Source organism: Jeongeupia chitinilytica (assembly GCF_014652315.1).
Classification (GTDB): domain Bacteria; phylum Pseudomonadota; class Gammaproteobacteria; order Burkholderiales; family Chitinibacteraceae; genus Jeongeupia; species Jeongeupia chitinilytica.
The window spans coordinates 100,597-126,493 of the sequence record NZ_BMYO01000004.1 but is presented as its reverse complement, the minus strand read 5'-3'; the positions used below and the strand labels follow the sequence as shown (position 1 = coordinate 126,493).

At 65.8% G+C, this 25,897-nt stretch carries 25 protein-coding genes; 16 read left to right on the top strand and 9 right to left on the bottom strand.

What is annotated here, in order from left to right:
- Positions 1 to 78 precede the first annotated feature (78 nt).
- The 11 genes from IE097_RS08415 to IE097_RS08365 all read left to right on the top strand — a co-directional run bounded on the left by IE097_RS08415 (position 79) and on the right by IE097_RS08365 (position 12,122).
- Positions 79 to 948, top strand: a complete 870-nt coding sequence (locus IE097_RS08415; RefSeq protein ID WP_189459833.1) for an ExeA family protein — start codon at positions 79 to 81, stop codon at positions 946 to 948.
- Positions 941 to 2,800: a pilus (MSHA type) biogenesis protein MshL gene (locus tag IE097_RS08410; protein WP_189459832.1), complete on the top strand. Its 1,860-nt coding sequence runs from the start codon at positions 941 to 943 to the stop codon at positions 2,798 to 2,800. The genes IE097_RS08415 and IE097_RS08410 overlap by 8 nt, the downstream gene beginning before the upstream one ends.
- Entirely contained in the window at positions 2,797 to 3,975 is a 1,179-nt protein-coding gene (locus tag IE097_RS08405) for a tetratricopeptide repeat protein (protein ID WP_189459831.1), read from the top strand. The genes IE097_RS08410 and IE097_RS08405 overlap by 4 nt, the downstream gene beginning before the upstream one ends.
- The gene (locus tag IE097_RS08400) at positions 3,972 to 5,690 is read left to right on the top strand and encodes a GspE/PulE family protein (protein ID WP_189459830.1); all 1,719 of its coding nucleotides are present in this window, start codon (positions 3,972 to 3,974) and stop codon (positions 5,688 to 5,690) included. Before IE097_RS08405 ends, IE097_RS08400 begins: the two co-directional genes overlap by 4 nt.
- 4 nt (positions 5,691 to 5,694) lie before the next feature.
- The gene (locus tag IE097_RS08395; protein ID WP_189459829.1) at positions 5,695 to 6,891 is read left to right on the top strand and encodes a type II secretion system F family protein; all 1,197 of its coding nucleotides are present in this window, start codon (positions 5,695 to 5,697) and stop codon (positions 6,889 to 6,891) included.
- Positions 6,891 to 8,435 carry a hypothetical protein gene (locus IE097_RS08390; protein ID WP_189459828.1) on the top strand — a complete coding sequence of 515 codons (1,545 nt, stop codon included), beginning with the start codon at positions 6,891 to 6,893 and terminating at the stop codon, positions 8,433 to 8,435. The genes IE097_RS08395 and IE097_RS08390 overlap by 1 nt, the downstream gene beginning before the upstream one ends.
- Positions 8,432 to 9,022 (top strand): hypothetical protein, encoded by a 591-nt coding sequence (locus IE097_RS08385; protein WP_189459827.1) that lies wholly within the window; start codon positions 8,432 to 8,434, stop codon positions 9,020 to 9,022. Before IE097_RS08390 ends, IE097_RS08385 begins: the two co-directional genes overlap by 4 nt.
- Positions 9,019 to 9,300, top strand: a complete 282-nt coding sequence (locus IE097_RS08380) for a hypothetical protein (RefSeq protein WP_189459826.1) — start codon at positions 9,019 to 9,021, stop codon at positions 9,298 to 9,300. Before IE097_RS08385 ends, IE097_RS08380 begins: the two co-directional genes overlap by 4 nt.
- The gene (locus IE097_RS08375) at positions 9,290 to 10,723 is read left to right on the top strand and encodes a hypothetical protein (protein WP_189459825.1); all 1,434 of its coding nucleotides are present in this window, start codon (positions 9,290 to 9,292) and stop codon (positions 10,721 to 10,723) included. Before IE097_RS08380 ends, IE097_RS08375 begins: the two co-directional genes overlap by 11 nt.
- Positions 10,692 to 11,402, top strand: coding sequence for a type II secretion system protein (locus tag IE097_RS08370; RefSeq protein WP_189459824.1), 711 nt, complete (start codon positions 10,692 to 10,694; stop codon positions 11,400 to 11,402). The genes IE097_RS08375 and IE097_RS08370 overlap by 32 nt, the downstream gene beginning before the upstream one ends.
- Positions 11,403 to 11,513: 111 nt before the next feature.
- Positions 11,514 to 12,122: a type II secretion system protein gene (locus tag IE097_RS08365; protein ID WP_189459823.1), complete on the top strand. Its 609-nt coding sequence runs from the start codon at positions 11,514 to 11,516 to the stop codon at positions 12,120 to 12,122.
- Between the two features lie 10 nt (positions 12,123 to 12,132).
- On the opposite strand, the gene hda is transcribed toward IE097_RS08365, so the two are convergent.
- Positions 12,133 to 12,807, bottom strand: coding sequence for a DnaA regulatory inactivator Hda (hda, locus tag IE097_RS08360; RefSeq protein WP_189459822.1), 675 nt, complete (start codon positions 12,805 to 12,807; stop codon positions 12,133 to 12,135).
- Between the two features lie 229 nt (positions 12,808 to 13,036).
- Between hda and purM the strand changes: the two genes are divergently transcribed.
- The 4 genes from purM (at position 13,037) to IE097_RS08340 (ending at position 17,313) form a co-directional block, all read left to right on the top strand.
- Positions 13,037 to 14,074 (top strand): phosphoribosylformylglycinamidine cyclo-ligase, encoded by a 1,038-nt coding sequence (gene purM, locus IE097_RS08355; RefSeq protein WP_189459821.1) that lies wholly within the window; start codon positions 13,037 to 13,039, stop codon positions 14,072 to 14,074.
- Positions 14,075 to 14,170: 96 nt separating this feature from the next.
- Positions 14,171 to 14,767, top strand: coding sequence for a phosphoribosylglycinamide formyltransferase (gene purN, locus IE097_RS08350; protein WP_189459820.1), 597 nt, complete (start codon positions 14,171 to 14,173; stop codon positions 14,765 to 14,767).
- Between the two features lie 7 nt (positions 14,768 to 14,774).
- Positions 14,775 to 15,974, top strand: coding sequence for a DUF3108 domain-containing protein (locus tag IE097_RS08345; protein WP_189459819.1), 1,200 nt, complete (start codon positions 14,775 to 14,777; stop codon positions 15,972 to 15,974).
- A gap of 82 nt (positions 15,975 to 16,056) precedes the next feature.
- The gene (locus IE097_RS08340; RefSeq protein ID WP_189459818.1) at positions 16,057 to 17,313 is read left to right on the top strand and encodes an RsmB/NOP family class I SAM-dependent RNA methyltransferase; all 1,257 of its coding nucleotides are present in this window, start codon (positions 16,057 to 16,059) and stop codon (positions 17,311 to 17,313) included.
- Between the two features lie 65 nt (positions 17,314 to 17,378).
- Here IE097_RS08340 and IE097_RS08335 read toward each other — a convergent pair whose 3' ends face one another.
- The 7 genes from IE097_RS08335 to IE097_RS08305 form a co-directional block, all read right to left on the bottom strand.
- The gene (locus IE097_RS08335; RefSeq protein ID WP_189459817.1) at positions 17,379 to 17,813 is read right to left on the bottom strand and encodes a ClpXP protease specificity-enhancing factor; all 435 of its coding nucleotides are present in this window, start codon (positions 17,811 to 17,813) and stop codon (positions 17,379 to 17,381) included.
- Between the two features lie 52 nt (positions 17,814 to 17,865).
- Entirely contained in the window at positions 17,866 to 18,471 is a 606-nt protein-coding gene (locus tag IE097_RS08330) for a glutathione S-transferase N-terminal domain-containing protein (RefSeq protein WP_189459816.1), read from the bottom strand.
- 156 nt (positions 18,472 to 18,627) lie between these two features.
- Positions 18,628 to 19,404, bottom strand: a complete 777-nt coding sequence (locus tag IE097_RS08325) for a cytochrome c1 (protein ID WP_189459815.1) — start codon at positions 19,402 to 19,404, stop codon at positions 18,628 to 18,630.
- Between the two features lie 16 nt (positions 19,405 to 19,420).
- The gene (locus tag IE097_RS08320) at positions 19,421 to 20,773 is read right to left on the bottom strand and encodes a cytochrome b (RefSeq protein WP_189459814.1); all 1,353 of its coding nucleotides are present in this window, start codon (positions 20,771 to 20,773) and stop codon (positions 19,421 to 19,423) included.
- Positions 20,774 to 20,791: 18 nt separating this feature from the next.
- Positions 20,792 to 21,370, bottom strand: coding sequence for a ubiquinol-cytochrome c reductase iron-sulfur subunit (gene petA / locus IE097_RS08315; protein ID WP_189459813.1), 579 nt, complete (start codon positions 21,368 to 21,370; stop codon positions 20,792 to 20,794).
- A 119-nt stretch (positions 21,371 to 21,489) separates the two neighbouring features.
- Positions 21,490 to 21,945 carry a hypothetical protein gene (locus IE097_RS08310; protein ID WP_189459812.1) on the bottom strand — a complete coding sequence of 152 codons (456 nt, stop codon included), beginning with the start codon at positions 21,943 to 21,945 and terminating at the stop codon, positions 21,490 to 21,492.
- Entirely contained in the window at positions 21,942 to 22,697 is a 756-nt protein-coding gene (locus IE097_RS08305) for a Nif3-like dinuclear metal center hexameric protein (protein ID WP_229797498.1), read from the bottom strand. The genes IE097_RS08310 and IE097_RS08305 overlap by 4 nt, the downstream gene beginning before the upstream one ends.
- Before the next feature lie 7 nt (positions 22,698 to 22,704).
- On the opposite strand from IE097_RS08305, the gene IE097_RS08300 reads away from it, so the two are divergent.
- Positions 22,705 to 23,856, top strand: a complete 1,152-nt coding sequence (locus tag IE097_RS08300; protein WP_189459811.1) for a Do family serine endopeptidase — start codon at positions 22,705 to 22,707, stop codon at positions 23,854 to 23,856.
- A 55-nt stretch (positions 23,857 to 23,911) separates the two neighbouring features.
- Here the strand turns inward: IE097_RS08300 and IE097_RS08295 are convergent, their stop codons facing one another.
- A complete protein-coding gene (locus IE097_RS08295; RefSeq protein WP_189459810.1) occupies positions 23,912 to 25,882 on the bottom strand; it encodes a monovalent cation:proton antiporter family protein in 1,971 nt (656 codons plus the stop codon).
- Positions 25,883 to 25,897: the final 15 nt, after the last annotated feature.

Here is a 25,897-nt window from a genome sequence, read left to right as displayed (position 1 = left end):
AGTGTAAGAAATTTCGCAAAATCTCTTCACTTGTCTAGCATACGGCTGACAATAATTTCGTGAATATTACCAATCGTCATGTACCTGCAGCATTTCGGCCTCACTGCACCGCCCTTCCGGATCACGCCGCATCCGGCGTTTTTCTTCGGCGGCGGCCGGCGTGGCGAAGTGCTGGTGGCGCTGGAATACGCCGTGCTGCATGGCGAGGGTCTGATCAAGGTAGTCGGCGAAGTCGGCAGCGGCAAGACCATGCTGTGCCGGATGCTGCTGGAGCGGCTGGCCGGCGGTGCCGATCTGGTCTTCATTCCCCACCCGCTGCTCGAACGCAACGAGATTCTCGACGCGATTGCGACCGAGCTGGCACTGCCCGTCCAGCAAGGCCATGGCGGCGCCCGCATCCGGTCATTGCAGCTGTCTTTGATCGAGCGTTTTGGCCGCGGCCGGCGGGTCGTCATCGTGATCGACGAGGCGCATGCGATGCCGGTTGTGAGCCTGGAGACGATCCGGCTGCTGTCCAACCTCGACCACGGCCACGAGAAGCTGCTGCAGATCGTCCTGTTCGGTCAGCCCGAGCTTGATGGGCGACTGGCAAGTTACGCGCTGCGACAGCTTTCGGAGCGGATCACCCATTCATTCGCATTGCAGCCGCTGCATCGCGACGAGTTGTCCAGCTACGTCGAATTCCGTCTGCGCGCGGCCGGATACCGGGGCGCGCAGCTGTTCTCGCCTGCCGCACTGCGGCAGATCGCCGCGGCCGCCAGCGGACTGACGCGACGTGCCAACATCCTCGCCGACAAGGCGCTGCTGGCGGCCTATGCCGACGGTGCCTATGCGGTGACTGCGCGGCATGCACGCGCCGCCGTGGCCGATTGCGCTTACCGGCACGCGGCGCGGCTGCCGCGCCGTTTAGCCGGCGCACTGAGCGCGTTCTGGCGGGCGCATGGCTGAGGCGCGGACGCTGTGGCCGTTTGCGTTTGTCGTCGCCCTGTTCGGCTGTGCCGGCAGCAACGGGCTGACGATGTCGCCGACGCGCCATCTGTCGGCCGCGGCGAGCACGCCGGTGGCCGCGATTCCGCCGACGATCGGCGGGCTGCCGCCTTTACCCAGGCCGAGGCCGGTACCAAAGACCGAGACCTACAGCGTGGTCGTGCACAAGCTGCCGCTGGCCGAACTGCTGTTTGCACTCGGGCGCGACGCGAAGATCAACGTCGACGTGCATCCCGATGTTGCCGGTGTGATCACGCTGAACGCAATCAACCAGACGCTGCCGCAGATCATGGATCGCGTGTCGCGCCAGGCCGACATCCGCTGGACGCTGGCTGACGGCGTTCTGGCCGTCATGCCCGACACGCCCTATCTGAAAACGTATGCAATCGACTACATGAACGTGTCGCGCAACGTGAAGTCGGCGGTCAACATCCTCAATTCGGTCACGAGCGTCGGTGGCAACAGCACGACCAGCAATACCGGTGCGACGCTGACGTCGTCGGGCGGCAGCGACGGTGGCAATACCTCGAGTACGCAACTCGAAATGGCTTCCGACCACCAGTTCTGGCGCCGCCTGGAGGGCAATCTGAGAATCCTGCTGGGAATCGCCGACGGCGGCGCGGCGGCGGTGCCCGGCGTGGCACAGCAGACGGTCACCCAGGTTGCAACGAGTGCCGCGGCGACGCCGCAGCTGGCGCAACAGCTGGCCCTGATCGAGAAAAACCTTGCGCAGGCAGGCAAGGCGCAGGCCGAGACGACCGCCTTGCTGGCGAAAATCACCCAACCGGTTGCACCGGTGGGCAGCCCGCTGACAGCAGCCAACCAAGTCATGGTCCACCCGGAAACCGGCATGGTCACCGTGCGGGCTTCGCACAAGGACCAGTTGCGTGTCGCCGAGATGCTCGCCGCGGTGCAGGCCAGCGCGTCGCGGCAGGTGCTGATCGAGGCGACCATCGTCGAAGTGGCCTTGTCGAACCAGTATCAGGCCGGTGTCGACTGGAGCCGGGTCGCGACCAATGGCGTCAACTTCGCCGTGCAGAACATCGGCACGGCGCTGGCACAGGCACCGTTTACCGCCGTGTCGTACAGCAATCCGAACCACGGTTTCGACATGACCGTGAAGATGCTCGAACAGTTCGGCCGGACGCGCGTGCTGTCGAGTCCGAAGATCATCGCGCTGAACAACCAGACCGCGCTGATGAAGGTGGTCGAGGAGCAGGTCTACTTCACCATCACCCAGCAGACCAACCAGAACGACAGCCAGACGGTGACCAATCTGACCAGCACGCTGAATACCGTGCCGGTCGGTCTCGTGATGCAGGTGACGCCGCAGGTGGCCGAGGACAACACGATTTCGCTCAACGTGCGGCCGACGATCACCAATATCAGCGGTTACGTCGCCGATCCGGCGGTGGCGCTGCTGGCGGCACAAGCCAAGGTCAGTCTGCAGAGTCTGGTGCCGGTCCTGCAGGTACGCGAGTTCGATTCGACGCTGAAGGTGCCCAGCGGCCAGATCGCCGTGCTCGGCGGACTGATCCAGGACGCACTCGACACCGACCGCTCCGGCATACCGGGCGTGTCGCGCATTCCGGTCGCCGGCGACCTGTTCAGTTACCGGGACGACAAGGTCCGCAAGATCGAGCTTGTCGTGTTCCTGCGGCCGGTGGCGGTGAAGAACGCCAGCGTCGACGGCGACCTGTCCGGCCTCAAGTCCTACCTGCCCGGCGGCGACTTCTTCGACCAGCCACAGGACCAGAACCTGTCGGCCTTTCAGGGCGGGCTGACGTCGCTGCCGGGCAGGGTGGTGCAGTGAGCCTGTTGCTGCAGGCGCTCAAGCGCGCCGAACTGCAAAAGCGCCAGCCCGCCGATGCGGGGCTGTCCAGCTGGGAGGCGCGGGGACCGGCGATGACGCTTGCCTTGCAGGACGACGAGCCGGCCTTGGCCGACGCGCTTCCAGCCGGTCCGGCACATGCCGGGGACCGGTCCGATTCGGATCGTGAGCCCGGTCGGGACGCTGCGCCACTGCCGTCGGATGCCACGACAGGCGCGCCGCTGCCGGCGTCTCCGGCGCTGGCCAGAGCGGTCTTTGCCGCCAAGCCCGCACCGCGTCGGCAAGGCATGCTGATTTGGCTCGGGGCGCTGGGCGCCGCAAGTGCCGTCGCTGGGGCATGGTGGCTGGCGCGCTCCCAGCCCTCTGCGACGCCGGATGCGACGGTGGTCGCGCTCCGGTCGACGGTTGGCGGCGCTCAGGTTAATGCAGCGCCGCCACCGGTCCCGACTGCTCCAGCCGTCGCGGCCGTCGTGACTGACACACGCAGCGTCGCCCCCCCGTCGTCGATGCCGGGCCTGCCCGAACGGTATGAAGCGTCGGGCCCCGGTAACGAACCGCCGCTGGTCGAAGTGCGCCGCAGCGAATCGGTCGAGCGGGTACCCGCGGCGGTCGAGGCGGGTTTCGATGCCTATCAGGCTGGCCGGTGGCAGGAGGCCGAAGCGCAGTACCGGCGCGCGCTGCAGCAGGATGAACGTTCGCGCGATGCGCTGCTCGGTCTGGCGGCAACGCTGGCTCAGCGGGGCAAGACGGCGGCGGCAATCGAGAGCTATCAGCGGCTGGCGCAACTGTATCCGGACGACAGCACGGTCCAGGCCGGGCTGGCTGCCTTGCAGCGCGACGGGGGCGAGCGCCAGCGTGCCCGCCTCAAGCAGCAGGCCGACAGCGGTGACGCCGAGGCGGCGTTCGTGCTCGGCAACCGGCTGGCCGCGGAAGGGCGCTGGACCGAGGCGCAGGCGGCGTACTTCCAGGCGTATGCGCTGGTGCCAGCGTCGGCCGACTATGCCTACAACCTGGCGGTGAGCCTGGACCGGCTGCAGCAACCCCGGCTGGCGGCCGACCATTACCGTCGCGCTTTGTCGCTTGCGGGAGAGCATCCGGTACGTTTTGACGCCACCGCGGCAAGGCTGCGACTGGCCACGCTGGACGAAGTGCAATGAATGCACCGCTGGCGGGATCGGCATCCAGGCGCATGCCGCTGGGGGAGCAACTGGTCGCCAGGGGGCTGATCAGCGACGACCAGTTGCGCATCGGCCTGATCGAACAGCGACGCGGCGGCAGGCCGCTTGGCCAGACGCTGGTACGGCTCGGTTTCCTGTCCGAAGCGATCCTGCGCGATGCCCTGTCGGAAACGCTCGGACAGGACAGCGTCGATCTGGCGCACACGATTGCCGACCCGCGGGCGGTCCGGCTGGTCGGCAAGGACCAAGCCAGGCGGCTGATGCTGCTGCCGATCGCGCTCGACACCGGCACGGCCACGCTGACGGTGGCGATGGTGCAGCCGAACAATCTGGTGGCGCTCGATCAGCTGCGCCAGTTGCTGCAGGACCGCTACGTCATCGTGCCGCTGCTGGCGGCCGAATCGCAGCTGAGCCACGCGATCGACCAGTATTACGGTTTCGAGCTGTCAATCGACGGCATCCTGCACGAAATCGAAACCGGTGAAATCGACGAAGCCAGCCTGCAACAGCAGGACGCCGAGTACAACCAGCCGGTGGTACGGCTGATCGACGCGCTGCTCGCCGACGCGGTGTCGCGCGGTGCGTCGGACATCCACTTCGAGCCCGAGCAGAGTTTCGTGCGCATCCGTTACCGGATCGACGGCGTGCTGAGGCAGATCCGTGCGCTGCACCGGACTTACTGGCCGGCCATGGTCGTCCGGCTCAAGGTGATGTCGAAGATGAATCTGGCCGAAACGCGTGCGCCACAGGACGGCCGCATTTCGCTGACGCTGGGCGGGCGTCCGCTGGATTTCCGCGTCGCCAGCCAGCCGACGACCTGGGGCGAGAACGTCGTGCTGCGGATCCTCGACCGTCACAAGGGCCTGGTTGCGCTGGATGCACTCGGACTGACCGATGCCAACCTGCAACTGCTGCAGCTGATGATTGCCCGTCCGGAAGGCCTGATCCTCGTGACCGGGCCGACCGGCAGCGGCAAGACGACGACGCTGTATTCGGTGTTGAGCCACATCAGCAGCGAAGCGATCAACATCATGACGCTCGAGGACCCGGTCGAGTATCCGTTGCCGCTGCTGCGACAAACGTCGGTCAACGAGACGGTGAAAATGGATTTCGCCGGCGGCATCCGTTCGATGATGCGCCAGGACCCGGACGTCATCCTCGTCGGGGAAATCCGCGACCACGATACCGCCGAGATGGCTTTCCGCGCGGCGATGACCGGCCACCAGGTCTATTCGACACTGCACACGAATTCGGCGATCGGCGCCGTGCCACGGCTGCTCGATATCGGCGTGTTGCCGGACATCATCGCCGGCAACCTGATCGGCATCGTCGCGCAGCGGCTGGTACGCAGGCTCTGCACACGCTGCCGCGAACCGTACGTGGCGGATGCTTTCGAGCGCCAGCTGCTCGGCATCACCGGTGACGGCCCGGTGACGCTGTACCGTGCTGCCGGCTGCACCGATTGCGAGCATCAGGGTTATCGCGGCCGAATGTCGGTGACGGAAATCCTCAAGATCGGCGACGAGCTCGACGAGCTGATCGCCCGACGGGCCACGCTGCGCGAGATCCGTGCTGCGGCACAGGCGGCCGGGTTCGTGCCGCTGGTCGACGATGCGTGCCGGCGCGTGCGCGACGGGTTGACGACGCTGGAAGAAATTTCACGCGTCGTCGACATGACCTCGCGGGCGGCCTAGCGCAATGCAGTTCCGTTACCGCGCGGTCGACAACGATGGCCGCATCCACCTCGGTACGATGGATGCCGCCAACATCGCCGATCTGGAGCTGCGACTGAAGCGGCTGTCGCTGTCGCTGATCCGCGCCAGGCCGGCGCTCGGGCCGCACGCGCTGACGGCTCGGCGAATCGGCCGGCGCGAGCTGGTGACGTTCTGCTTTCACCTCGAACAACTGAGCCGGGCGGGCGTGCCGCTGCTGGACGGACTGACCGACCTGCGTGACAGCAGCGAGCATCCGCGTTTCCGGCTGGTGATCGCACAACTGATCGAGGACATCGAGGGCGGCAAGCTGTTCTCGCAGGCGCTGGCGATGCACCCGCGGGTCTTCAATCCGCTGTTCGTCAATCTGGTCCTGGCCGGCGAGGCGAGTGGCACGTTGCCGGTGGTGTTGGCCCGGCTGGCGGAGTCGCTCAAGTGGCAGGACGAACTGGCGGCCCAGGCGAGAAAGGTGCTGGCTTACCCGGTTTTCGTCATGGTGGTGGTGCTGGCGGTCATCGCATTCCTGATGAGCTATCTGGTGCCGCAGATGGTCGAATTCATGCGTTCGATGAACCAGACGCTGTCGCTCAACACGCGCTTGCTGATCGGACTGTCCCGCATGGTGCTCGATTACGGCTGGCTGTTGATGGCCGTGCCGATCCTGCCGGCCCTGTTGCTGCCGGCGTGGGCGCGGCGCAACGCGGTGCTGGCCGAACGGCTCGATATCCTGAAACTGAACGCCCCCTTTGTCGGCCCGACGCTGAAGAAGCTGTCGCTGGCGCGTTTTGCCGACCAGTTCGGCCTGCTTTATGCCGCCGGCGTGCCGATCCTCGACGCGCTGGCGATCTGTGAGGGCGGGGTCGGTAACCGCGGCATTGCCGCTGCGCTGGTCCGGGTGCGTGGCCTGATCCGCGAGGGCGTCGGCATTGCCGCCAGTTTCGAGCGGGAACAGCTGTTCCCGCCACTGGTGCTGCGCATGGTCAGGATCGGCGAGCAGACCGGCGGTATCGATACCGGCATGCGCAACGTCGCCTACTTCTTCCATCGCGACGTGCGCGAGTCGGTTTCCCGCATCCAGGGCCTGGTCGAACCGGCCATGACCGTGGTTCTCGGCCTGCTGTTGCTGTGGGTGATGTCGGCGGTGCTCGGGCCGATCTTCGACACCGTGGGCAGGTTGCGCTGATGGGCTGGTGGCGCAGACCGGCGCGAGACGGACTGATCCTGCTGACACCGCAGCGGGTAGCCGTCGGGGTGCTGGGGGCGCCGAGCTGGCGTGCCGATGCGCAGTTCGCGCCCGACCCTCGGGGACTGGCGGATCTGGGGGCGTACTGTCTTCACCATCCGCTGCGCCGATTCCGGATACTGGTGCTCGGCGGCGACGAGGAGTTCAGGTTCGACACCCTGCCGCCGGTGCGCGGACGGGATCGCCGGACGTTGATCCGGCGGCGGCTCGAACTGGCCTTTCGCGGCACGCCTTACCGTCAGGCCCGGCAACTCGGCCCTGACGCATTGCTGCTGTCGGCGCTGACCCAGCGTGACCCGCTCGATGCGGTCGTGCACGCCCTGCTGGCTGCCGGTTGTGCCATCGCCGGCATCCATACGGCGTCGGCGTTGCTGGGGGGCGTGCTGGCGCGGCTGTCGCTGCTCGACGGGCCGACGCTGTTGCTGTCGCCCCTGCCCGATGCAGGCATCCAGCTGGCCTGGCTCATGCCCGACGGCCTTCGGTTCGCCCGGGTCGGCCAAGGGCACCGGTGCTTCAGGTCTGCCGATCCTGCCACGCTGGCGCCCGTCCTCGCCGACGAAGTGGCGCTGACCCTGCGGTATCTGGCCGGCGAGCGGCAGCTGCAGCGGGATGGCGGGGTGACGGTCTGCCTGCTGGATGCCGCGCTTCGCGTTCAGCAACTGGCGCCCCTGCTGCAACAGCATCTGGACGACACTGGCGAGGCTGCGCAGGTGGGCGCGCTGCCGCTCGAAGCACTGAGTGCAGCACTGAAGCTGTCCGGCTCCGGCGATCTGCCCGCCTTGATGGCAGGGGCGCTGCCGCAGCTGCCGCTGTCGGCAGGCTATGCCGGTGCGGACGCCTGCCGTTTCGACCGGGTCAGACTCCTCCGTCGGCGACTGCGCTGGACGGGGGCTGCGGTGCTCGGTGTCGCCGTGCTCGGGTCGGCAGCGATCTGGCTGGATGCTCGGACACTGGCCGCACGGACCGATGCACAGCTGGCGCGACTGCGCATGCTGCGGCACGAATCACAGCAGGTCAGCGACGAGCTTGTCCGGCGCGACGTCGGCGATCCGGTTGCACTGCGCGCGGTGAGCCGGCTTTACCGTAGCGGCATGGCGTCGTGGCCGAGCGCCGAAGCCGGTGCACGGGACCTCAGCCGGATCGTTGCGGCAGTTCCCGGCATCCGCATCGACGCACTGGCGTGGGACGTGGCGCAGCCCGCCGAGCCGGGAGCCGACACGCCACAGGGCACCACATGGACGCAGCATGTGTCGCTGTCGGGACACGTACAGCCGCCAGCGGATGCCCGGCAGGCGTTGCAGCAGGTCGATGCACTGGTCGCCCGGTTGCGTGCCGAATCCGGAATGCGCGTCGACGTCGTCAGCCTGCCGCTGGATGTCCGCTCGCAGGTCGCGATCCGGAGCCGTACCGACGCACCGGCCGATGGCGAGGTCGAACACGGTTTTGCGCTGACACTGACCCGGACGCCGGGAGGTGGCGCGTGAGCCTGCCCTTGCGCCAGGACTGGCCTTTGCTGCGTGGTGCTGTGTCGTGGCTGGTTTTCGCAACCGGTGTCGGTGCCGGGCTGTGCTATGCCGCGTGGCAGTACCGGACGAGCGCAGAAGCAGGGTTCGAAACCGGGCATGATCAACTTCAGGCAATGCAGGCACGGGTCGACGATGCGCGTACGCAGCTCGATCAGCTGGGCGAGCTTCAGCGCGAGTACACGCGGTTGCGCGTTCGCGGTGCCATCGGCGCCGAGCACCGGCTCGAATGGGTCGAGTACCTGAATGCCGGCGCTCGTCGCTGGCCGGGTCTGGGATTCCAGCTTGCCGCCCGGCGGCCGGTCTCCGGGGGCGGCGAACAGGATGGCCTGCAGCTGTTTGCCAGCAGGATGAACGTGCACTTCATCGCGAGGGACGAGACCGACTGGTCGGATTTCAATGCCGGTCTGCGCCGGTTGCCGGGCTGGCCGGCCGAAGGCTCGTGCAGGATTGCGCGATCCGCCGCCGAGGACCGGGCAGGGCTTGCGGTCGATTGCGACTACGAATGGTTGAGCATCGATCGCGCGGCCACGGGGGGCACGGAATGAAGGCGCCGGGCCTTGCACTGCTGTTGCTCGCGCTATGTGCACAGGCCGACGACGGCTGGGGCACGCTGTTTACCTCGCCTGCAGAGCGCGGCGGCAGGTCGCAGGCGTCGGTGGCCGGCGGCGCGAACGAGCGCTTTGACGGCGAGGTGCGCGGCCCGCACGGCGTGTCGCGCTGGGTCGATGGCGAGTGGCGCAGTTCGCCGCCGGCGGGACTCCGGCCCGGACAGCGCCGTGTCGACGGCAAGGTACGCGAGGTCTATGACACCGATGCGCGCTGATCTGCCGTCCACCCAGCAGGGCATGGCGATCGGACTGTTCCTGCTCGCACTGACGGTGCTGGTACTGGCGCTCGGCACGCGGGCGTTCCGCGTTTCTGCCGGCGCCGGTGAACGTGCAACCATGCGCGCACTTGCCGACGCCAAGCGCCAGTTGCTGGCGAATGCACACGGCCGGCAGCCGACCGGGGTCGGCGGCGCCAACAACGACAATCGGCCGGGATCGTTGCCGTGTCCGGACCTGAACGCGCCGGGCGGCGCCGATGCGGGGCGCGCCGGACTGGCCGGGGTTGCCTCATGCAACGGCACGTCGGATACGCCGCGACTCGGGCGTCTGCCCTCGCTGTCGATGCGGCAGCCGATGCTGTACGACAGTAGCGGCGAGCCGCTGTGGTATGCGCTGGTACGGGGGCTCGACGACAACGACGATTCGCCGCTGAACGACGATTTCGTTCCCGAGGGGGGCAAGCCATGGTTTGCGCTGTGGTCCGACGGCGGCCGCACAACGATGTCGTCGGCCGGTGACCCGGTCGTTGCCGTGGTGATCGCACCGGGCGCCATCGTGGCCGGACAGTTGCGCGACACCGCCGTGCAGCAACGCAACCCGGTCAACTATCTTGAAGCGGCCACGACGGCGCAGGGCCGGTTTTCCAATCGCGACCTGGCGCTCGCCCGCTTCCTGGATGGCCCCTTGTCGGGCGCCGATGGCGATGTGCAGCTCAATGACCGCATCGTGACGATCCGGCGCAGCGAACTGTTCGTGCCGGTCGCGCGCCGGGCCGCCGCGGAGTACCAGCAGCTGCTGGCGCTGTGGGCCGAACGCAAGGGCGGGGGCCGCTGGCCGAATCCGGCCGATCCGGCCAGCGGCGAATGCACGGAAAGCGGACCGAAGGCGGTAGCCGGTGGCTGCGGCCCCGATGCATCGCGCTGTCGGGGCCGCTTGCCGAAATCGGTTGCGCTGACCGACGACCTCGACCACGCCGCCTTTCGCCCGCCCGGTGTCAGTGCAGCGGGCTGGCGGGCGCGGCTGGCTACCTATCACTGGCTGTACCGCAACCGCTGGGAGCAGCAGTTTTTTTACGCGGTGGGTACACGGGCGATCCATGACGTGCCTGCAGGCTGTGCCGCGTCGCCGATCGTGCGCGGTGCGGTCCTGCCGCAGGGGGCCGCGCTGCTGGCGGTGATGTTCGGCAGCGGCCCGGTCCGCAGCGATCTGCAGCCGCCGCAACAGCGTGGCAGCGCGACGCAAAAGGCCGGCCTCGCAAACTATCTGGATCCGCCGGACGGTGCGATGCCGGCACTGAACCGGCAAGGCTGGGACGACCCGCCGCCGTCTCCGGACGAATACGCGCTGCCGTCCGGCAATGACAGTCTTTATCTATTGGTGGACCGCAATGGCACGACCGCTTGGCTTCACGCTCCTTGAACTGGCGGTCGTGCTGGCGGTGGTCGGGATGCTGCTGGCCGGCATGCTGCAGGCCGGCCGCGTGCTCGACGAGGCCCAGCGCGTCCGCGATACCCGGAACGAAATGGCCGAGGTCCGCGAAGCGCTCCTCGGCTTTGCCGTCCGCAGCGGCCATCTGCCATGCCCGGCGAATCCGGCTGCCGCCGGCGCGGCTGCCGGCGTCGAGGACCGCGCGGCCGGTGGCAACTGCAACCGTCAGCAGGGGCTGCTGCCCTGGGTTGCGCTCGGGCTGGGGCAGAGCGATGCATTCGGCCGGCCGTTCAGCTACCGCGTGACGGGCTATTACGCCGATACCGATCCGGCCACGGTCGGCGGCTGCAACGGTGCGCCGCCGCCGGCTAGCGTGTCGTTCGCGATCTGTTCGGAGGGCGACATCAACGTTCGTCCTGCCGCCGGCGCGGCGCAGACACTGGCACTGCATGTCGCTGCGGTGGTGGTGTCGCACGGTCGTTCCGGCCCCGGGCCGTTGCAGGCCGGCGGCGGTGCCGACGAAGCCGAGAACGTCAACAACGATGCCGAATTCGTCAGTCATGACCGGGTGGATGCGGCGGGTGGCGTTGCCAGTTACGACGACCTGACCGACTGGCTGGCGCCGTCGACCCTGCTCAGCCGGATGCTGGCGGCGGGGCGGCTGCCGTGATCGACGGCGTATCCGTTGTCGCAACGCCGGCCGGACCGTGAACCGGTCGCGTCATGGCTTCCCGGTGCCGAAGCATTCCCGTCAAAAACAGAACCACCAAGGAGAGATGAAATGAAGTGCACGAACAAGCAAGGCGGTTTTACCCTGGTCGAGCTGGCGATCGTCCTGGTCATCGTCGGCCTGATTCTGGGGCTGGCGTTCAAGGGGCGGGACCTGATCGACGGTGCGCGGGTCAAGAGTGCGCAGGCCAGCACCAACAAGATCCAGGCGGCGGTGAACGTCTATTTCGAGCGCTACAACGCCGTGCCGGGGGACGGGTGTCCGACGGCCACGCCGGCGAACCAGGCCGCGTGCAATGGTGCGCGAAACGGCCTCGTCGACGGGGCGACCGAGCCGCAAGCGTTCTGGCAGCAACTGGTGACCAATTCGACCATCCTCACCGCATCGGAGCGCAATACGCCGTTCGGCGTGCAATGGAACGTGCTGACCAGCGCTGCGGCGGCCAACAGTCTGGCGGGGAACGTGTCCTACCTGATCGCGGGGCCGGATGCGACGACGGCGAGTGTCGACGTGCGCTATGTGTGTTCGCTCGATCAGCAGTACGACGATGGCGTCCGGACGACCGGCAATATCCGCAGTACCGGCGTGACCTACAACGCCAGCACCGACTGCTGGCGCATCTCCGGGCTGGCCACGCTGGCGGTTCGTTTGCTGCCCTAGGCGTTGCGGATCAGTCCTTGCCGGCGTCGCTGCTGCCGAGCACTTCGCGCAGCAGCGGCAGCGTGACCGGGCGGCGCAGCGACAGTGCGTAGCGGTTGGCGCGGGCGATCAGCACCTGCAGGTCGGCGAGGTCACGGCTGGCGTGGTGCAGCAGGTAGTCGCAGGCTTCGTCGCTGAGGTCGAAACCGAGCTGGTGCGCGAGCTGTTGCAGTACCGCGGCCTTGTCCCGGTCGGACAGGCCCTTGAGCTGGTAGACGAGGCCCCAGCCGAGTCGCGTGGTCAGGTCGTCGCGCAGGGAAAGCAGCATCGGCGGCAGCGGGCCGGCTGCCAGCAAGCGGCCGCTGCCTTCGCGCAGCGTGTTGTAGTGGTCGAACAGGCGGATCTGCTGTTCGTTGTCGAGCGCGTCGACGTTGTCGACGATCAGCGCGGCATCCGCGGCGACTTCGTCGGGCAGCGCCCCGTGTCGGGCGTCGACGCGGATCGCGCCGGCCAGCCGTTCGGCCGCCGCATTCAGCAGGTGGGTCTTGCCGACGCCGGCGCCCCCCCACAGGTAGAGGAAGCGGACGTCGTCACCGCCGGACAACCATTCGCCGAGCATGAACAGCAGCTCGGCGTTGTCGCCGGCGATGAAGCCGGCAAAGCCCGCCGGTTGCGGGAGCATCAGGTCGAGGACGAGCTGCTTCATCGGCAAGCGGCACCGGACGCACGGAAGCGCACGGCCGGATCGGCAGCGCGCGGGACAGTCGGGGTGGGGGCAACGGACTCGAACGGCAGAGGCTGGTTCGGGCCGTGCCGGCGGGCGGACAGCAGGCGTTTCATTGCAGGATACGGTAAACTACCGCGTTTTCAGCAGCTTGCCGCCATTTTACCTGAGTTGGCGCGCTGCAGAACCCGAATTCCTTCACGAGGCCGTCATGAGTTCCCAAAGCCTGAGCTACCGCGACGCGGGTGTCGATATCGACGCTGGCGATCAGCTGGTCGAAAACATCAAGCCGTTCGCCAAGCGCACGATGCGTCCCGAAGTGCTGTCCGGTATCGGCGGCTTCGGTGGCCTGATCGAAATCTCCAAGAAATTCAAGGAGCCGGTGCTGGTGTCGGGAACCGACGGTGTCGGGACCAAGCTCAAGCTGGCGTTCGAACTGAACCGCCACGACACGGTCGGCCAGGATCTGGTCGCGATGAGCGTCAACGACATTCTGGTCCAGGGTGCCGAGCCGCTGTTCTTCCTCGACTACTTCGCCTGCGGCAAGCTCGACGTCGACACCGCGACCGAAGTGATCCGCGGCATTGCCCACGGCTGCGAGCTGTCGGGCTGCGCGCTGATCGGCGGCGAAACCGCCGAAATGCCGGGCATGTACCCGGTCGGCGAATACGATCTGGCCGGTTTTGCGGTCGGCGTGGTCGAAAAATCGAAAATCATCACCGGTGACAGCATCGTCGCCGGCGACGTCGTGCTGGGCCTTGCCTCGAACGGCGCGCATTCGAACGGCTATTCGCTGGTGCGCAAGATCCTGCACCTGACCGAAGCCGATTACGCGGCCGAGTTCGACGCCGGCAAGAGCCTCGCCGACGTGGTGATCGCGCCGACGCGCATTTATGTGAAGCCGATCCTGAAACTCCTCGAGTCGGTGACGGTCAAGGGCATGGCGCACATCACCGGCGGCGGCATCACCGAGAACGTGCCGCGCGTGCTGCCGGCCAACGTGGTTGCCCAGATCGACGCCAGGAGCTGGACGCTGCCGAAGCTGTTCCAGTGGCTGCAGAAGGAAGGCAACGTCGAAGCGCAGGAAATGTACAAGACGTTCAACTGCGGTGTCGGCATGGTCGTGATCGTGTCGGCGCAGGATGCCGAAGCGGCGAAGAAGCAGCTCGAAGCCGAGGGCGAAATCGTCTACACACTGGGTGCGGTGCGTGCGCGCAACGGCGACGAGCACCAGACCCAGGTCGCCTGATCGGTTTGACCGGTCAACGGGGCGAGGTGGCGACACCTCGCCCTTTGTCATTGGAAGTGGACGTACTGATTGGAAGTGGGCGCATTCGTTAGAGACATGAAGAATATTGTCATCCTGATTTCCGGCCGCGGTTCGAACATGCAGGCCATCGTCGACGCACAGGTGGCGGGCGCGCGCATCGCCGCAGTGATCTCGAACAAGGCCGATGCCGAGGGCTTGGCGTGGGCGCGCGAACGCGGCATCGCCACGGCGTCGCTGAACCACAAGGACTTCGACGGCCGCGAGGCGTTCGACACGGCGCTGGCCGCGTTGATCGACGGTTATGCGCCGGATCTGGTCGTGCTGGCCGGTTTCATGCGCATCCTTACCGCCGGCTTTGTCGGCCACTATGAAAACCGGCTGCTGAACATCCACCCGTCGCTGCTGCCGGCGTTTACCGGCCTGCACACGCACGAGCGCGCGATTGCCGAGGGCGTGAAGTTTGCCGGCTGCACCGTGCATTTCGTCACGGCCGAGCTCGACCACGGCCCGATCGCCGCACAGGCGGTCGTCCCGGTGCACGACGACGATACCCCGGCGGCACTGGCCGCGCGCATCCTGACCGAAGAACACCGGCTGTATCCGCAGGTCGTGGCCGATTTCGTGGCAGGCCGGTTGACGATCGCCGGTCAGCGCGTGCTGCGCCGGAACTGAGGCATCGATGACGCTCGGCCGCCGCCTGCTTGCGTTCGCGCTGGTCCTGTCGCTGCTGCTGCATCTGTCGGGACTGTTCGGCGAGCTGGCGCTGGCCTGGTGGGACCGGCCGCGCGGCGACGACACGCCGCTGCGCAAACCGACGCAAAAGCTCGCGGCACAGGAAATCGACGAAGCACCCAAGCCGGCCGGCCTCGCCGGGGTCAAACCGGCCGAGAAACAGGTTGTCTATCTGCGGCCGCTGGCGGAACTACAGCCGCCACCGCCCAAGCCTGCCGCACCCGTCCCGCAGGCCAGGCCTGCGGTCAAACCGCATCCGGTGAAACGGCTGGCGTCGGCGCCGAAGGCGCAGGCTGTTGTCGCCGATACCCGCGGTGTCGCCAGTGGCATTGCCAGTGAAGTGGCCCTTGCCATGGTCGCGAGCGCCGCAGCCGAACGCGCGCCGGCCAGTACGGCCACGAGCGTTGCCGCTGCCGCAGCGTCGATGCCGGTCGATGCCCGACGTGTCACCCAGGCCAGTGCGCCCTTGGGCAAGCAGGCCAAGGCCTTTCCGAAGAACGTTGAAATTACCTACGTCTACGGTGTGTTCCCGGTCAAAATGACCTGGCAGGTCGACCAGGGTGACTACCGGCTCAGGCTGGCCGGTTCGCTGTTCGGCCGGACCCGGGTGATCGAGAGCGAAGGCAGGGTAGGCAAGCACGGCGTCGTGCCGCAGCGCTTTTCGGACCACAAGGACGGCAAGCTGCTGAACGAAGCGAATTTCGACTGGGACGCGAACACGGTCACGCTGAACGACAAGGGCAATCTGAAAACGGCCGAAATCTCCCCGGGCGACCAGGATCTGTTTTCGGCGGCGTTCCAGTTTGCGCTGCAGGGGGCCAAGATGAAGAACTTCACCTTTGCCATGGTCAGCGGCCGCAAACTTTATCCGGAAGTCGCATTCGAGATCCGGGGCGAGACGACGCTGCGGCTTGGCGACCAGAAGGTCGACGCCATCCTGCTGCACGGCGATTTCGAGGACCGCAGTTTCGACTTCTGGCTGGCGCCGCAATGGAACAACATGCCGGTCCGCATCCAGCTGACGCTGGGCAAGGACAACGGCAGCATCGACATTCTCGCCAACGCGATCACGATCAACGGCGAGCAGGTGCTCAAGCCGCTGTCGTCGGTCAACGGCGTCAACCGCAACACTCCGCAGCTGCGCTAGCCGCGCTGCACAGACCCAGGCGGGCCGCGGCCCGCACCGATAAACGCTGGTGTGAACCCGCTTTCGCCGCTACAACGCTGATATGAACAAGACCCAATTTGATGCCATTCTCGACGTGCTGCACACGGTGCTGCCGTTTACCGCGCCGGCCGACGTCTGCCTGTCGCGCTACTTCAAGGATCATCCGAAACTCGGCGCACGCGACCGGGCCGAGATTGCCGAAACCGTCTTCGGTCTGCTGCGCCACCTGCCGAGGCTGAAATGGGCCTGCGGCGACAAGGCCGGGGTGATCGACTGGATGGTCGCCTACTGGGCCGCAGTCGAGAAACGCAATCTCAAGGAATTGACGGCGATTTTCGATGCCCGCCGGATGGAGCAGGCCAAGGCGTACAAGGCGGTACGCTGGGATGAGGCACCGCTGGCGGTTCGCGCCGCACTGCCGCAGTGGACCGTCGACGCGATGCTCGCCGACGGCTTCGACGAGGCCGCGGTGCTCGAAACCGGCCGGGCGATGCTGCAATCGGCGCCGCTCGACCTGCGTGCCAACACGCTGAAGATGAAACGCGAGCCGGTGCAAACCGAGCTGGCCGCCCAGGGGATCGAATCGGTCCCGACACCGTTTTCGCCCTGGGGACTGCGCGTCACCGGCAAGCCGGGACTGTCGCGCCTGACCTTGTTCAAGGAAGGCGCGTTCGAGGTGCAGGACGAAGGCAGCCAGCTGCTGGCGCTGTTGACCGGTGCCCGCCGCGGCCAGATGATCGCCGATTTCTGCGCCGGCGCCGGCGGCAAGACGCTGGCGATCGGCGCGATGATGCAGTCGTCGGGGTCGCTGTACGCGTTCGACATCTCGGAAAAACGGCTGTCCAACCTGAAGCCGCGCCTCGCGCGTTCGGGATTGTCGAACGTCCGCCCGCAATTGATCGCGTCGGAAAATGACACCAAGATCAAGCGTCTGGCCGGCAAGATGGATGCGGTGCTGGTCGATGCGCCGTGCTCGGGTCTCGGCACGCTGCGCCGCAATCCGGACCTGAAGTACCGGCAGAGCGCGCAGAGCGTCGTCGAGCTCAACGCCAAGCAGGCCAGCATCCTGGCCTCGGCATCGCGACTGGTGAAGCAGGGCGGCCGTCTGGTCTATGCGACCTGCAGTTTCCTGCCGAGCGAGAACCGCAAGATCGTCGACGCCTTCCTGGCCGGGCATCCGGAGTTTCAGCTGGTCGACGTGCGCGAGCTGTTGGCGAAGGACAAGGTCGAGTTGGCACTCGACGGCGAATGCATGCAGCTGTCGCCGATGCAGCACGGTACCGACGGCTTCTTTGCCGCAGTGATGCAGCGCACCTGAGCCAAACCGGCGCCGGAAAAAACAAAGCCCGCATTTGCGGGCTTTGTTTTGCGGGGAAGTCGTGGCTACTTGACGATGCGCAGCGACGGGCGACCGCCACCGGGGCGCGATGGCGGCGGTTCGTCGCCACCGTCGTCCTTCGACGCCGGCGCACTTTCCGGTGCGTCTTCCTGCTCGCCGTCGGTCGGCCCCTCGTACTCGAAGCCCATGCCCTCACCGTTTTCGCGTGCAAAGATCGACACGACGGCGCCGACGGGGATGGTGATGTCGCGCGACACGCCGTTGAAGCGCGCCGAGAAGCTGACGTAGTCGTTGCCCAGGTTCAGGTTGCGCGTGGCGTTGTAACTGATGTTGAGCACGATTTCGCCGTTCTTCACGTACTCCATCGGCACCTGCATCTTGCCGCGGACGGCAACGACGAGATAGGGCGTGAAGTCGTGGTCGGAACACCATTCGTGAATGGCACGGATCAAGTAGGGCTTGGTCGAAACGGATTGCATGGCCAGCGTCCTCGGGTGAACAGAACGGCCGGGACGTGCCCGGCCGTGCAACTTACTTGCGCATTGCCTTTTCGTTCGGGGTCAGCGAATCGATGAAGGCCTGACGGCTGAACAGGCGTTCGGCGTACTTGAGGATCGGTACCAGCGGCTTGGTCATTTCGATGCCGTAGTGCTCGAGGCGCCACAGCAGCGGTGCGATCGCGACGTCGAGCATCGAGAACTCCTCGCCGAGCATGAACTTCTGCTTGGCGAACAGCGGCGCGATCTGGGTCAGGCTGTCGCGCACGGCGACACGCGCCGCATCGAGGGTCTTTTTGGTCGCGGCACCGTCTTCCAACGTTTTCATGTGCACGAAGAGTTCGCGCTCGAAGTTGAACAGCATCAGGCGGGCACGGGCGCGCATGACCGGGTCGGCCGGCATCAGCTGCGGGTGCGGGAAGCGTTCGTCGATGTATTCGTTGATGATGTTCGATTCGTACAGCGTCAGGTCGCGTTCGACCAGCACCGGCACTTCGTTGTACGGGTTCATCACCGCCAGGTCTTCCGGCATGCTGTGCGTGTCGACGTCGAGAATCTCGAAGTCCATGCCCTTTTCGAACAGGACAATGCGGCAACGGTGGCTGAACGGGCACGAGGTACCGGAGTAGAGCTTCATCATGGCGACGGGTTTCCCTGGGTGGATGCAATGGCGCCGATTCTAGCGATTTCGTTGTCGATAAGCCAGAAATAATGACCTAAGCAATTGATGTGTAAAGGTTTTTATGGCAATGAAAAAGGCGCCGGAAGGCGCCTTTTTCATTGCCGGAATCGGTGCTCAGTGCACGTCGCGCCAGTATTCCTTTTTCAGCAGGTAGGTGATCGGGATCAGGATGAACAGCAGGAACAGCAGGACGCCGTAGCCGATCTGCTGGCGCTTCACCTGTGCCGGTTCGCCAATGTAGACGAGGTAGCTGACCAGATCGCCGACACGCTTGTCGAACTCGTGCTGGTCGTACTGATTGTTCTCGCCGACCTGGGTCAAGAGGCCCGGCTTCACCAGTTTCAGGCCCTCGAGTACCTTCTCGTCCTTGCCGTCATGGCCTTTCACCGTCTTGTAGACCGGCTCCTGGATGCCTTGCAGTTCCCACAGCACGTGCGGCATGCCGACCTTGTCGAAGGCGACGTTGTTCCAGCCGGTCGGACGCGAGTCGTCACGGTAGAAGCCGCGCAGATAGGTGTAGAGCCAGTCGGCGCCGCGCGAACGCGCGATCAGCGACAGGTCCGGCGGGGTGGCACCGAACCATTCCTTGGCATCGTGCGCCTGCATCGCCACCTTCATCGGCTCGCCGACCTTGTCGGTGGCGAACATCAGGTTGGCCTTGATCTGGTCTTCGGTCAGGCCGATGTCCTGCAGCCGGTTGTAGCGCATGTTGATGGCGCCGTGACACGACAGGCAGTAGTTGGCGAAGGTTTGCGCACCGCGCTGCAGGCCTTCGACGTCACGCAGGTTGACGGGGGCCTTGTCCAGATGGACGCCGCCCTCGCTGGCGAAGCCGGCAACCGGGACGAGGAATGCCACGGCGGCCAGGAAACGACGGAATTGCTTGGTCATTTGTGGTCGTCCTCAATCAAACCAGTTTCGCGAAAATCGCGGCGCCGAGGAAGGTCACCAGCATCAGGATGCCGAAGATCATCTGGCGGCGGCCGTTGGTGTCGGTCACGCGCTCCGGTACCGGCAGCGTCTGGCCCCAGCGGGTGTAGAACGGCATGCCGAGGAAGAAGGCGAAATAGATCACCGAGAACACCTGCGACAGCGCGGTACGCAGGCCGTCCGGCGGCAGTGCACCGAGGATGCCCAGACCGATGAAGGCGACGAGGAAGACGGCGAGGATCCACTTGAAGACCGGCGGACGATAGCGGATCGACTTGACCTGCGAGCGGTCGAGCCACGGCAGGAAGGCGATCAGCACCACGGCCGCACCCATTGCCAGTACCCCCCAGACCTGCGTGCCGAGGAAGGACGGTACGGCGCGCAGGATGGCGTAGAACGGCGTGAAGTACCAGACCGGTGCAATGTGCGGCGGTGTCTTCAGCGGGTCGGCCGGGATGAAGTTGTTGTCCTCGAGGAAGTAGCCGAACATGTTCGGGAAGAAGAACACGATGGCGGTGAAGACCGCGAGGAAGACCGCAACGCCGAAGATGTCCTTGACCGTGTAGTACGGGTGGAACGGGATGCCGTCGAGCGGAATGCCGGTCTTCGGGTCCTTGTTCTTCTTGATCTCGACGCCGTCCGGGTTGTTCGAGCCGACTTCGTGCAGCGCGACCAGGTGGGCGACGACCAGCGCCAGCAGCACCAGCGGCACGGCAATCACGTGCAGCGCGAAGAAGCGGTTCAGCGTGACGTCGGAAACGACGAAGTCACCGCGGATGAAGGTCGACAGGTCCGGGCCGATGATCGGCAGCGACGCGAACAGGTTGACGATCACCTGCGCGCCCCAGAACGACATCTGGCCCCACGGCAGCAGGTAGCCGAGGAAGGCTTCGGCCATCAGGCACAGGAAGATCAGCGTGCCGAACACCCAGACCAGCTCGCGCGGTTTCTGGTACGAGCCGTAGATCAGCCCGCGGAACATGTGCAGGTAGACGACGACGAAGAACATCGACGCGCCGGTCGAGTGCATGTAGCGGATGATCCAGCCACCCGCGACGTCGCGCATGATGTATTCGACCGAGTTGAACGCGACCGAGACGTTGGTGCCCGGAATCAGGCTGCCGTCCGGCTTGTAGTTCATCGTCAGGAAGATGCCGGTGACGATCTGGATCACCAGCACCAGCATCGCCAGCGAACCGAAGAAGTACCAGAAGTTGAAGTTTTTCGGCGCGTAGTATTCCGATACGTGCGCCTTCCAGGTCGACGTCAGCGGAAAACGATCGTCAACCCAGTTCAGGACCTGTTGTCCTACTTGTTGTGCCTTGCTCATGCCTCAGCTCCCCTTGCCTTATTCGCCGACCATGATCCGGGTGTCGGACAGGTATTTGTAGGGCGGAATGTCGAGGTTCTTCGGCGCCGGGACGCCCGAATAGACCCGACCTGCGAGGTCGTATTTGGAGCCGTGACAGGGGCAGTAGTAGCCGCCGAGCCAGTCGCCGCCGAGGTCGGCCGGGCCGAGGTCCGGGCGGAAGGTCGGCGAACAGCCCAGGTGCGTACAGACGCCGACCGCGACGAGGATCTCGGGCTTGATCGAGCGTCCTTCGTTCTTGCAGTTGTCCGGCTGGACGCTGCCGTCCGATTTCGGGTCGAGCAGCTTCGGGTCGAGCTTGGGCAGGTTGGCGAGCATTTCCGGTGTGCGTTTGAGCACCCAGACCGGCTTGCCGCGCCATTCGACGTTGATCTGCTGGCCCAACTCGAGCTTGCTGATGTCTACCTCGACCGGTGCGCCTGCTGCCTTGGCGCGCTCGGACGGCAGGAAGCTCGCGATGAACGGTGTCGCAATCCCCGCGACCGCACCGGCGCCTGCGACGCCGGTGGCAATCAGCAGGAAGCGCCGCTTGCTGTTATCGACTTGCTGGTCACTCATACCCAATCCCTGATGTCTGGAACTAATACCTAAACCCGTGAATTCTACCCGAGCGGCGAGGGAACAGGAAGCTGACCACACGGTCGGCGTGGGTAAGAGGGTACGACGGGACCGGCTTGCTACCAGCTTGCGCCGCTGCGCGCGTAACGGGGCAGTTCGTCGGTGAGCTTGTCGGCGACCTGCGGGGTGATGTCGCTGACCGCTTCGCGCGTCGTGCCCGGGTAGCTGACCTGGAAGACGCGCGCCGACAGTTTCCAGCCCTTGCCGGCCGGGGTCAGCTCGTAGCGCATGCGGGCTTCGGTCGGGACCTTGGCCTTCGGGACGACCTGCTTGAATTCGACACGGTTGGCCGTGCGTGCGAGTACGCGCATGCCTTTCTGCGTCCGGTAGGCAACGACGTCGTCGAGAATGGCCTGCGGCGTGCGGCCGTCGATGACGATGCTCGGAACGGTTGCAGTCTGGGCCTGTGTCTGGTCCGGAGCCGGTGTGCTGGCGGCTGGCGGCTGGGCTGTCGGGGTGGCGCAGGCGGCAAGCAGCAGCGCAGCGGAGACGGAGACGAGAAAACGAAGGTTCATACCGGGTTCTCGATGTCGAGATGAATGAGTTCCAGACCAAACTGTCCGGCCAGATGTTCCCCGAGCGCCCGCACGCCGTAGCGCTCGGTGGCGTGATGGCCGGCGGCGATGAAGGCGACGCCGGTTTCGCGGGCGAGGTGGGTGACGAATTCGGAGGCTTCGCCGGTGACGAAGGCGTCGATGCCCAGTTCCACCGCTTGGTGGAAGTAGCCCTGTGCACCGCCGGTGCACCATGCCACACGCCGGACCGGCCTGGCTGTGTCGCCGATCACCAGTGGTGCACGGTCGAGCGCGGTACGGGTTCGGTCGGCGAAGTCGGCGAGCGTACAGGGCTCGGCCAGTTCGCCCAGCCAGCCGAGGTCCTGTTCGCCGAAGCGGCCGGTTGCGTTCAGACCCAGCAAGGCGCCGAGCCGGGCGTTGTTGCCGAGTTCGGCATGTGCGTCCAGCGGCAGGTGATAGGCAAGCAGATTGACATCGGCGGCCAGCAACGCGGCGATGCGGGCTTTCTTTGTACCGCGGATCGGCGCGGCTTCGCTTTTCCAGAAGTAGCCGTGGTGGACCAGCAGCGTATCGGCCTCCGCAGCGATCGCCGCGTCGACGGCGGCCTGGCTCGCCGTGACCGCCGTAGCGATTTTCCGGACCGAATCCCGGCCCTCGACCTGCAGGCCGTTCGGACAATAGTCCCGGAATCGGTCAACCGCGAGCAGTTGTCCGATATAATTTTCCAATTCGAATCTTGCGATCAACGTCATTCTGCCGATGAAAAAGCTATGGTTGATTTTCGCACAAACCGCCACGATCGGCCTCGCGGTCTGGTTCGTGATTTCGCTGGTCGCACCGCAATGGCTGCCGCGACCGGTTGCGGATGTGGTGACCGTGCGGCAGGCGCCGGCCGAGGCGTCGGGTGTCGTTGCGGCGCCGAACAGCTATCACGATGCCGCCCACCGGGCGATGCCGGCGGTGGTCAACATCTACACGGCCAAGGACGTCAAACCCCGCAGCCATCCGCTGATGAACGATCCGTTCTTCAAGCGTTTCTTCGGTGACCGGTTCGGCGGCGATGACGCGCAGCGTACGTCGAGCCTCGGCTCGGGCGTGATCGTTTCCGATCGCGGCTACATCGTCACCAACAACCACGTGGTCGAATCGGCCGACGAGATCGAGGTGGCGCTGGCCGACGGCCGCACCGCCGAGGCCAAGATCATCGGCAGCGACCCGGATACCGATATTGCGGTGATCAAGATCGACCTCGACCGGTTGCCGACGCTGACCTTTGCCGACGTCCAGCGCATGCAGGTCGGTGACGTGGTGCTGGCCATCGGCAATCCGTTCGGCGTCGGCCAGACGGTGACGATGGGCATCGTCTCGGCGCTGGGGCGCTCGCAACTGGGCATCAACACCTTCGAGAACTTCATCCAGACCGATGCGGCGATCAACCCGGGCAACTCGGGCGGTGCGCTGGTCGATACCCGTGGCAGCCTCGTCGGCATCAACACGGCGATCTATTCGCGCAGTGGCGGCTCGCTGGGCATCGGTTTCGCGATTCCGGCGACGACGGTGCGACAGGTGATGGATGCCATCATCCAGGATGGTGGCGTGACGCGCGGCTGGCTCGGCATCGAGGCGCAGGACGTGACGCCGGAGCTGGCGGCGTCGTTCAAGCTGGCCGAAGCACGTGGCGCCCTGATCGCCGGCATCGTGCGCGCCGGGCCGGCCGACGCTGCCGGCATGCGTCCGGGCGACATCCTGCTGGGAATCAACGGTCATCCGGTCAAGGACTCGTCGGACATGCTCAACCAGATCGCCGGGCTCCGGCCGGATACCGAGGTGCCGATGGAAATCTTCCGGGCCGGCAAGGGCGAGACCGTGCAGGTGAAAATCGGAAAGCGGCCGCGTTTGAGCGGACGATGAGTCATCGACGACGAAACAAAAAACGCCCGACCGGGCGTTTTTTGTTTCGCCGGATCTAGTTGCCCTGCAGCAGGATCATTTCCGCCGCGGCCAGGTTCTCCGGCTCGCCGAGCAGCACCAGAACGTCGTTCTCCTGCAGCACCAGCTCCTCCTGAACCTGTGCCGGCGGCATCGACTTGCGCCGCACGCCCTTGACCTCGACGTGCAGGCCCGCCAGGTCGATGTCGCCGAGGCGCCGGCCGATGGCGCTGGCGTCGTTGGCGAGATGGATCGTGTGCAGGCGCGGCTGGTTGGCGTTGTCCTCGAGATCCTCGGTCGTGCCGCGGAAGAAGCCGCGGAACATCTGGTAGCGGTCTTCGCGGACGTGGCGGATCCGTTTGAGTACCGTGTTCAGCGGCACGCCGAGCATCATCAGCGTGTGCGACGCCAGCATCAGGCTGCCTTCGAGGATTTCGGCGACCACCTCGGCCGCGCCGGCGTTCTTGAGCTTGTCGATATCGGTTTCGTCATAGGTCCGTACGATGACCGGCAGCTCCGGGCGGATCTGGTGCGCGAGTTCGAGGATCTTCATCGCCGAGTGGGTATCGGCGTAACTGACCACGAGCGCACGGGCACGCATCAGGCCGGCAGCCATCAGGACCTCGCGCTTGGCGGCGTCGCCGAAAACCACCGACTCGCCGGCGGCACCGGCTTCGCGGACTTTCTCCGGATCAAGGTCGAGCGCGAAAAAGGGGATCTTTTCCTCGGTCAGAATCCGCGCCAGGCTCTGGCCGCTGCGGCCGTAGCCGCAGACGATCACGTGGCCCTGACTCTGCATGGTGCGTACCGCGATCTGGTGCAGGTTGGCCGCCATGTTCATCCACTCGGACGCGGCAAAGCGCAGTACCAGCTTGTCCGAGTGCTGGACGATGAAGGGCGTCGCCAGCATCGACAGCACGATGGCTGCGGTCGTGGCCTGCAGCAGCGGTTCGGGCAGCAGCTTGCCGCTGTTGGCCAGTGCCAAGAGCACGAAGGCGAATTCGCCGCCCTGGCCGAGCGCGAAACCGGTCCGCAGCGAGACGCCGGCGCTGGCGCCGAACCAGCGTGCCAGCCCTGCAATCATGGCGATCTTCAGGGGCAGCAGGACGAAGAGGATGATCAGCACCAGCCACCATTGCGTGACGAGCTGGCTGAAGTTCAGCGTCATGCCGACGGTGACGAAGAACAGTCCGAGCAGCAGGTCGCGAAAAGGCCGGACATCGTCCTCGACCTGATAGCGGTATTCGGTTTCGGCGATCAGCATCCCGGCGAGAAAGGCACCGAGGGCCAGCGACAGGCCGGACAGCTCGGTCAGCCAGGCGATGCCGAGCGTCACCAGCAGCAGGTTGAGCATGAACAGCTCGCTCGAATGCTGCTTGGCGACGAGGTTGAACCACGGCCGCATCAGTTTCTGGCCGAGGTTGAGCAGCAGGAACAGCACCACGACGATCTTCAGCGCGGCAATCCCCAGTGCATTGAGCATCGCCTCGCCCGGCTGGCTGAGCACCGGCAGCATGATCAGCAGCGGCACGACCGCCAGGTCCTGGAAGAGCAGGATGCCGATCGCGTTCTGGCCGTGCGCGGCGTTCAGTTCGTTGCGGTCGGCCAGCAACTTGGACACCATCGCCGTCGACGACATCGCCAGCGCGCCGCCCAGCGCCAGCCCGGCCGCCCAGTTCAGCCGGACGATCAGCACCAGCCCGATGATCACGATCAGCACCATTGCACCGACCTGCGCGGCGCCAAGGCCGAATACGATGCGGCGCATGGCCTTGAGCTTGGCGAGGTTGAACTCGAGCCCGAGCGTGAACATCAGGAACACCACGCCGTACTCGGCCAGGTGCGTGGCTTCCTCGCTGCTGGCGATCAGGCCCAGGGCATAGGGGCCGATCAGCATGCCGACGAAGAGGTAGCCGAGCATGGCCGGCAGCTTGACCAGGCGGCAGAGCACCACGGTGATGACGGCAGCGGCAAGCAGCAGCAGCAGGGACGAGAGATGGATGGGCATGGGCTGCGGCCGGAG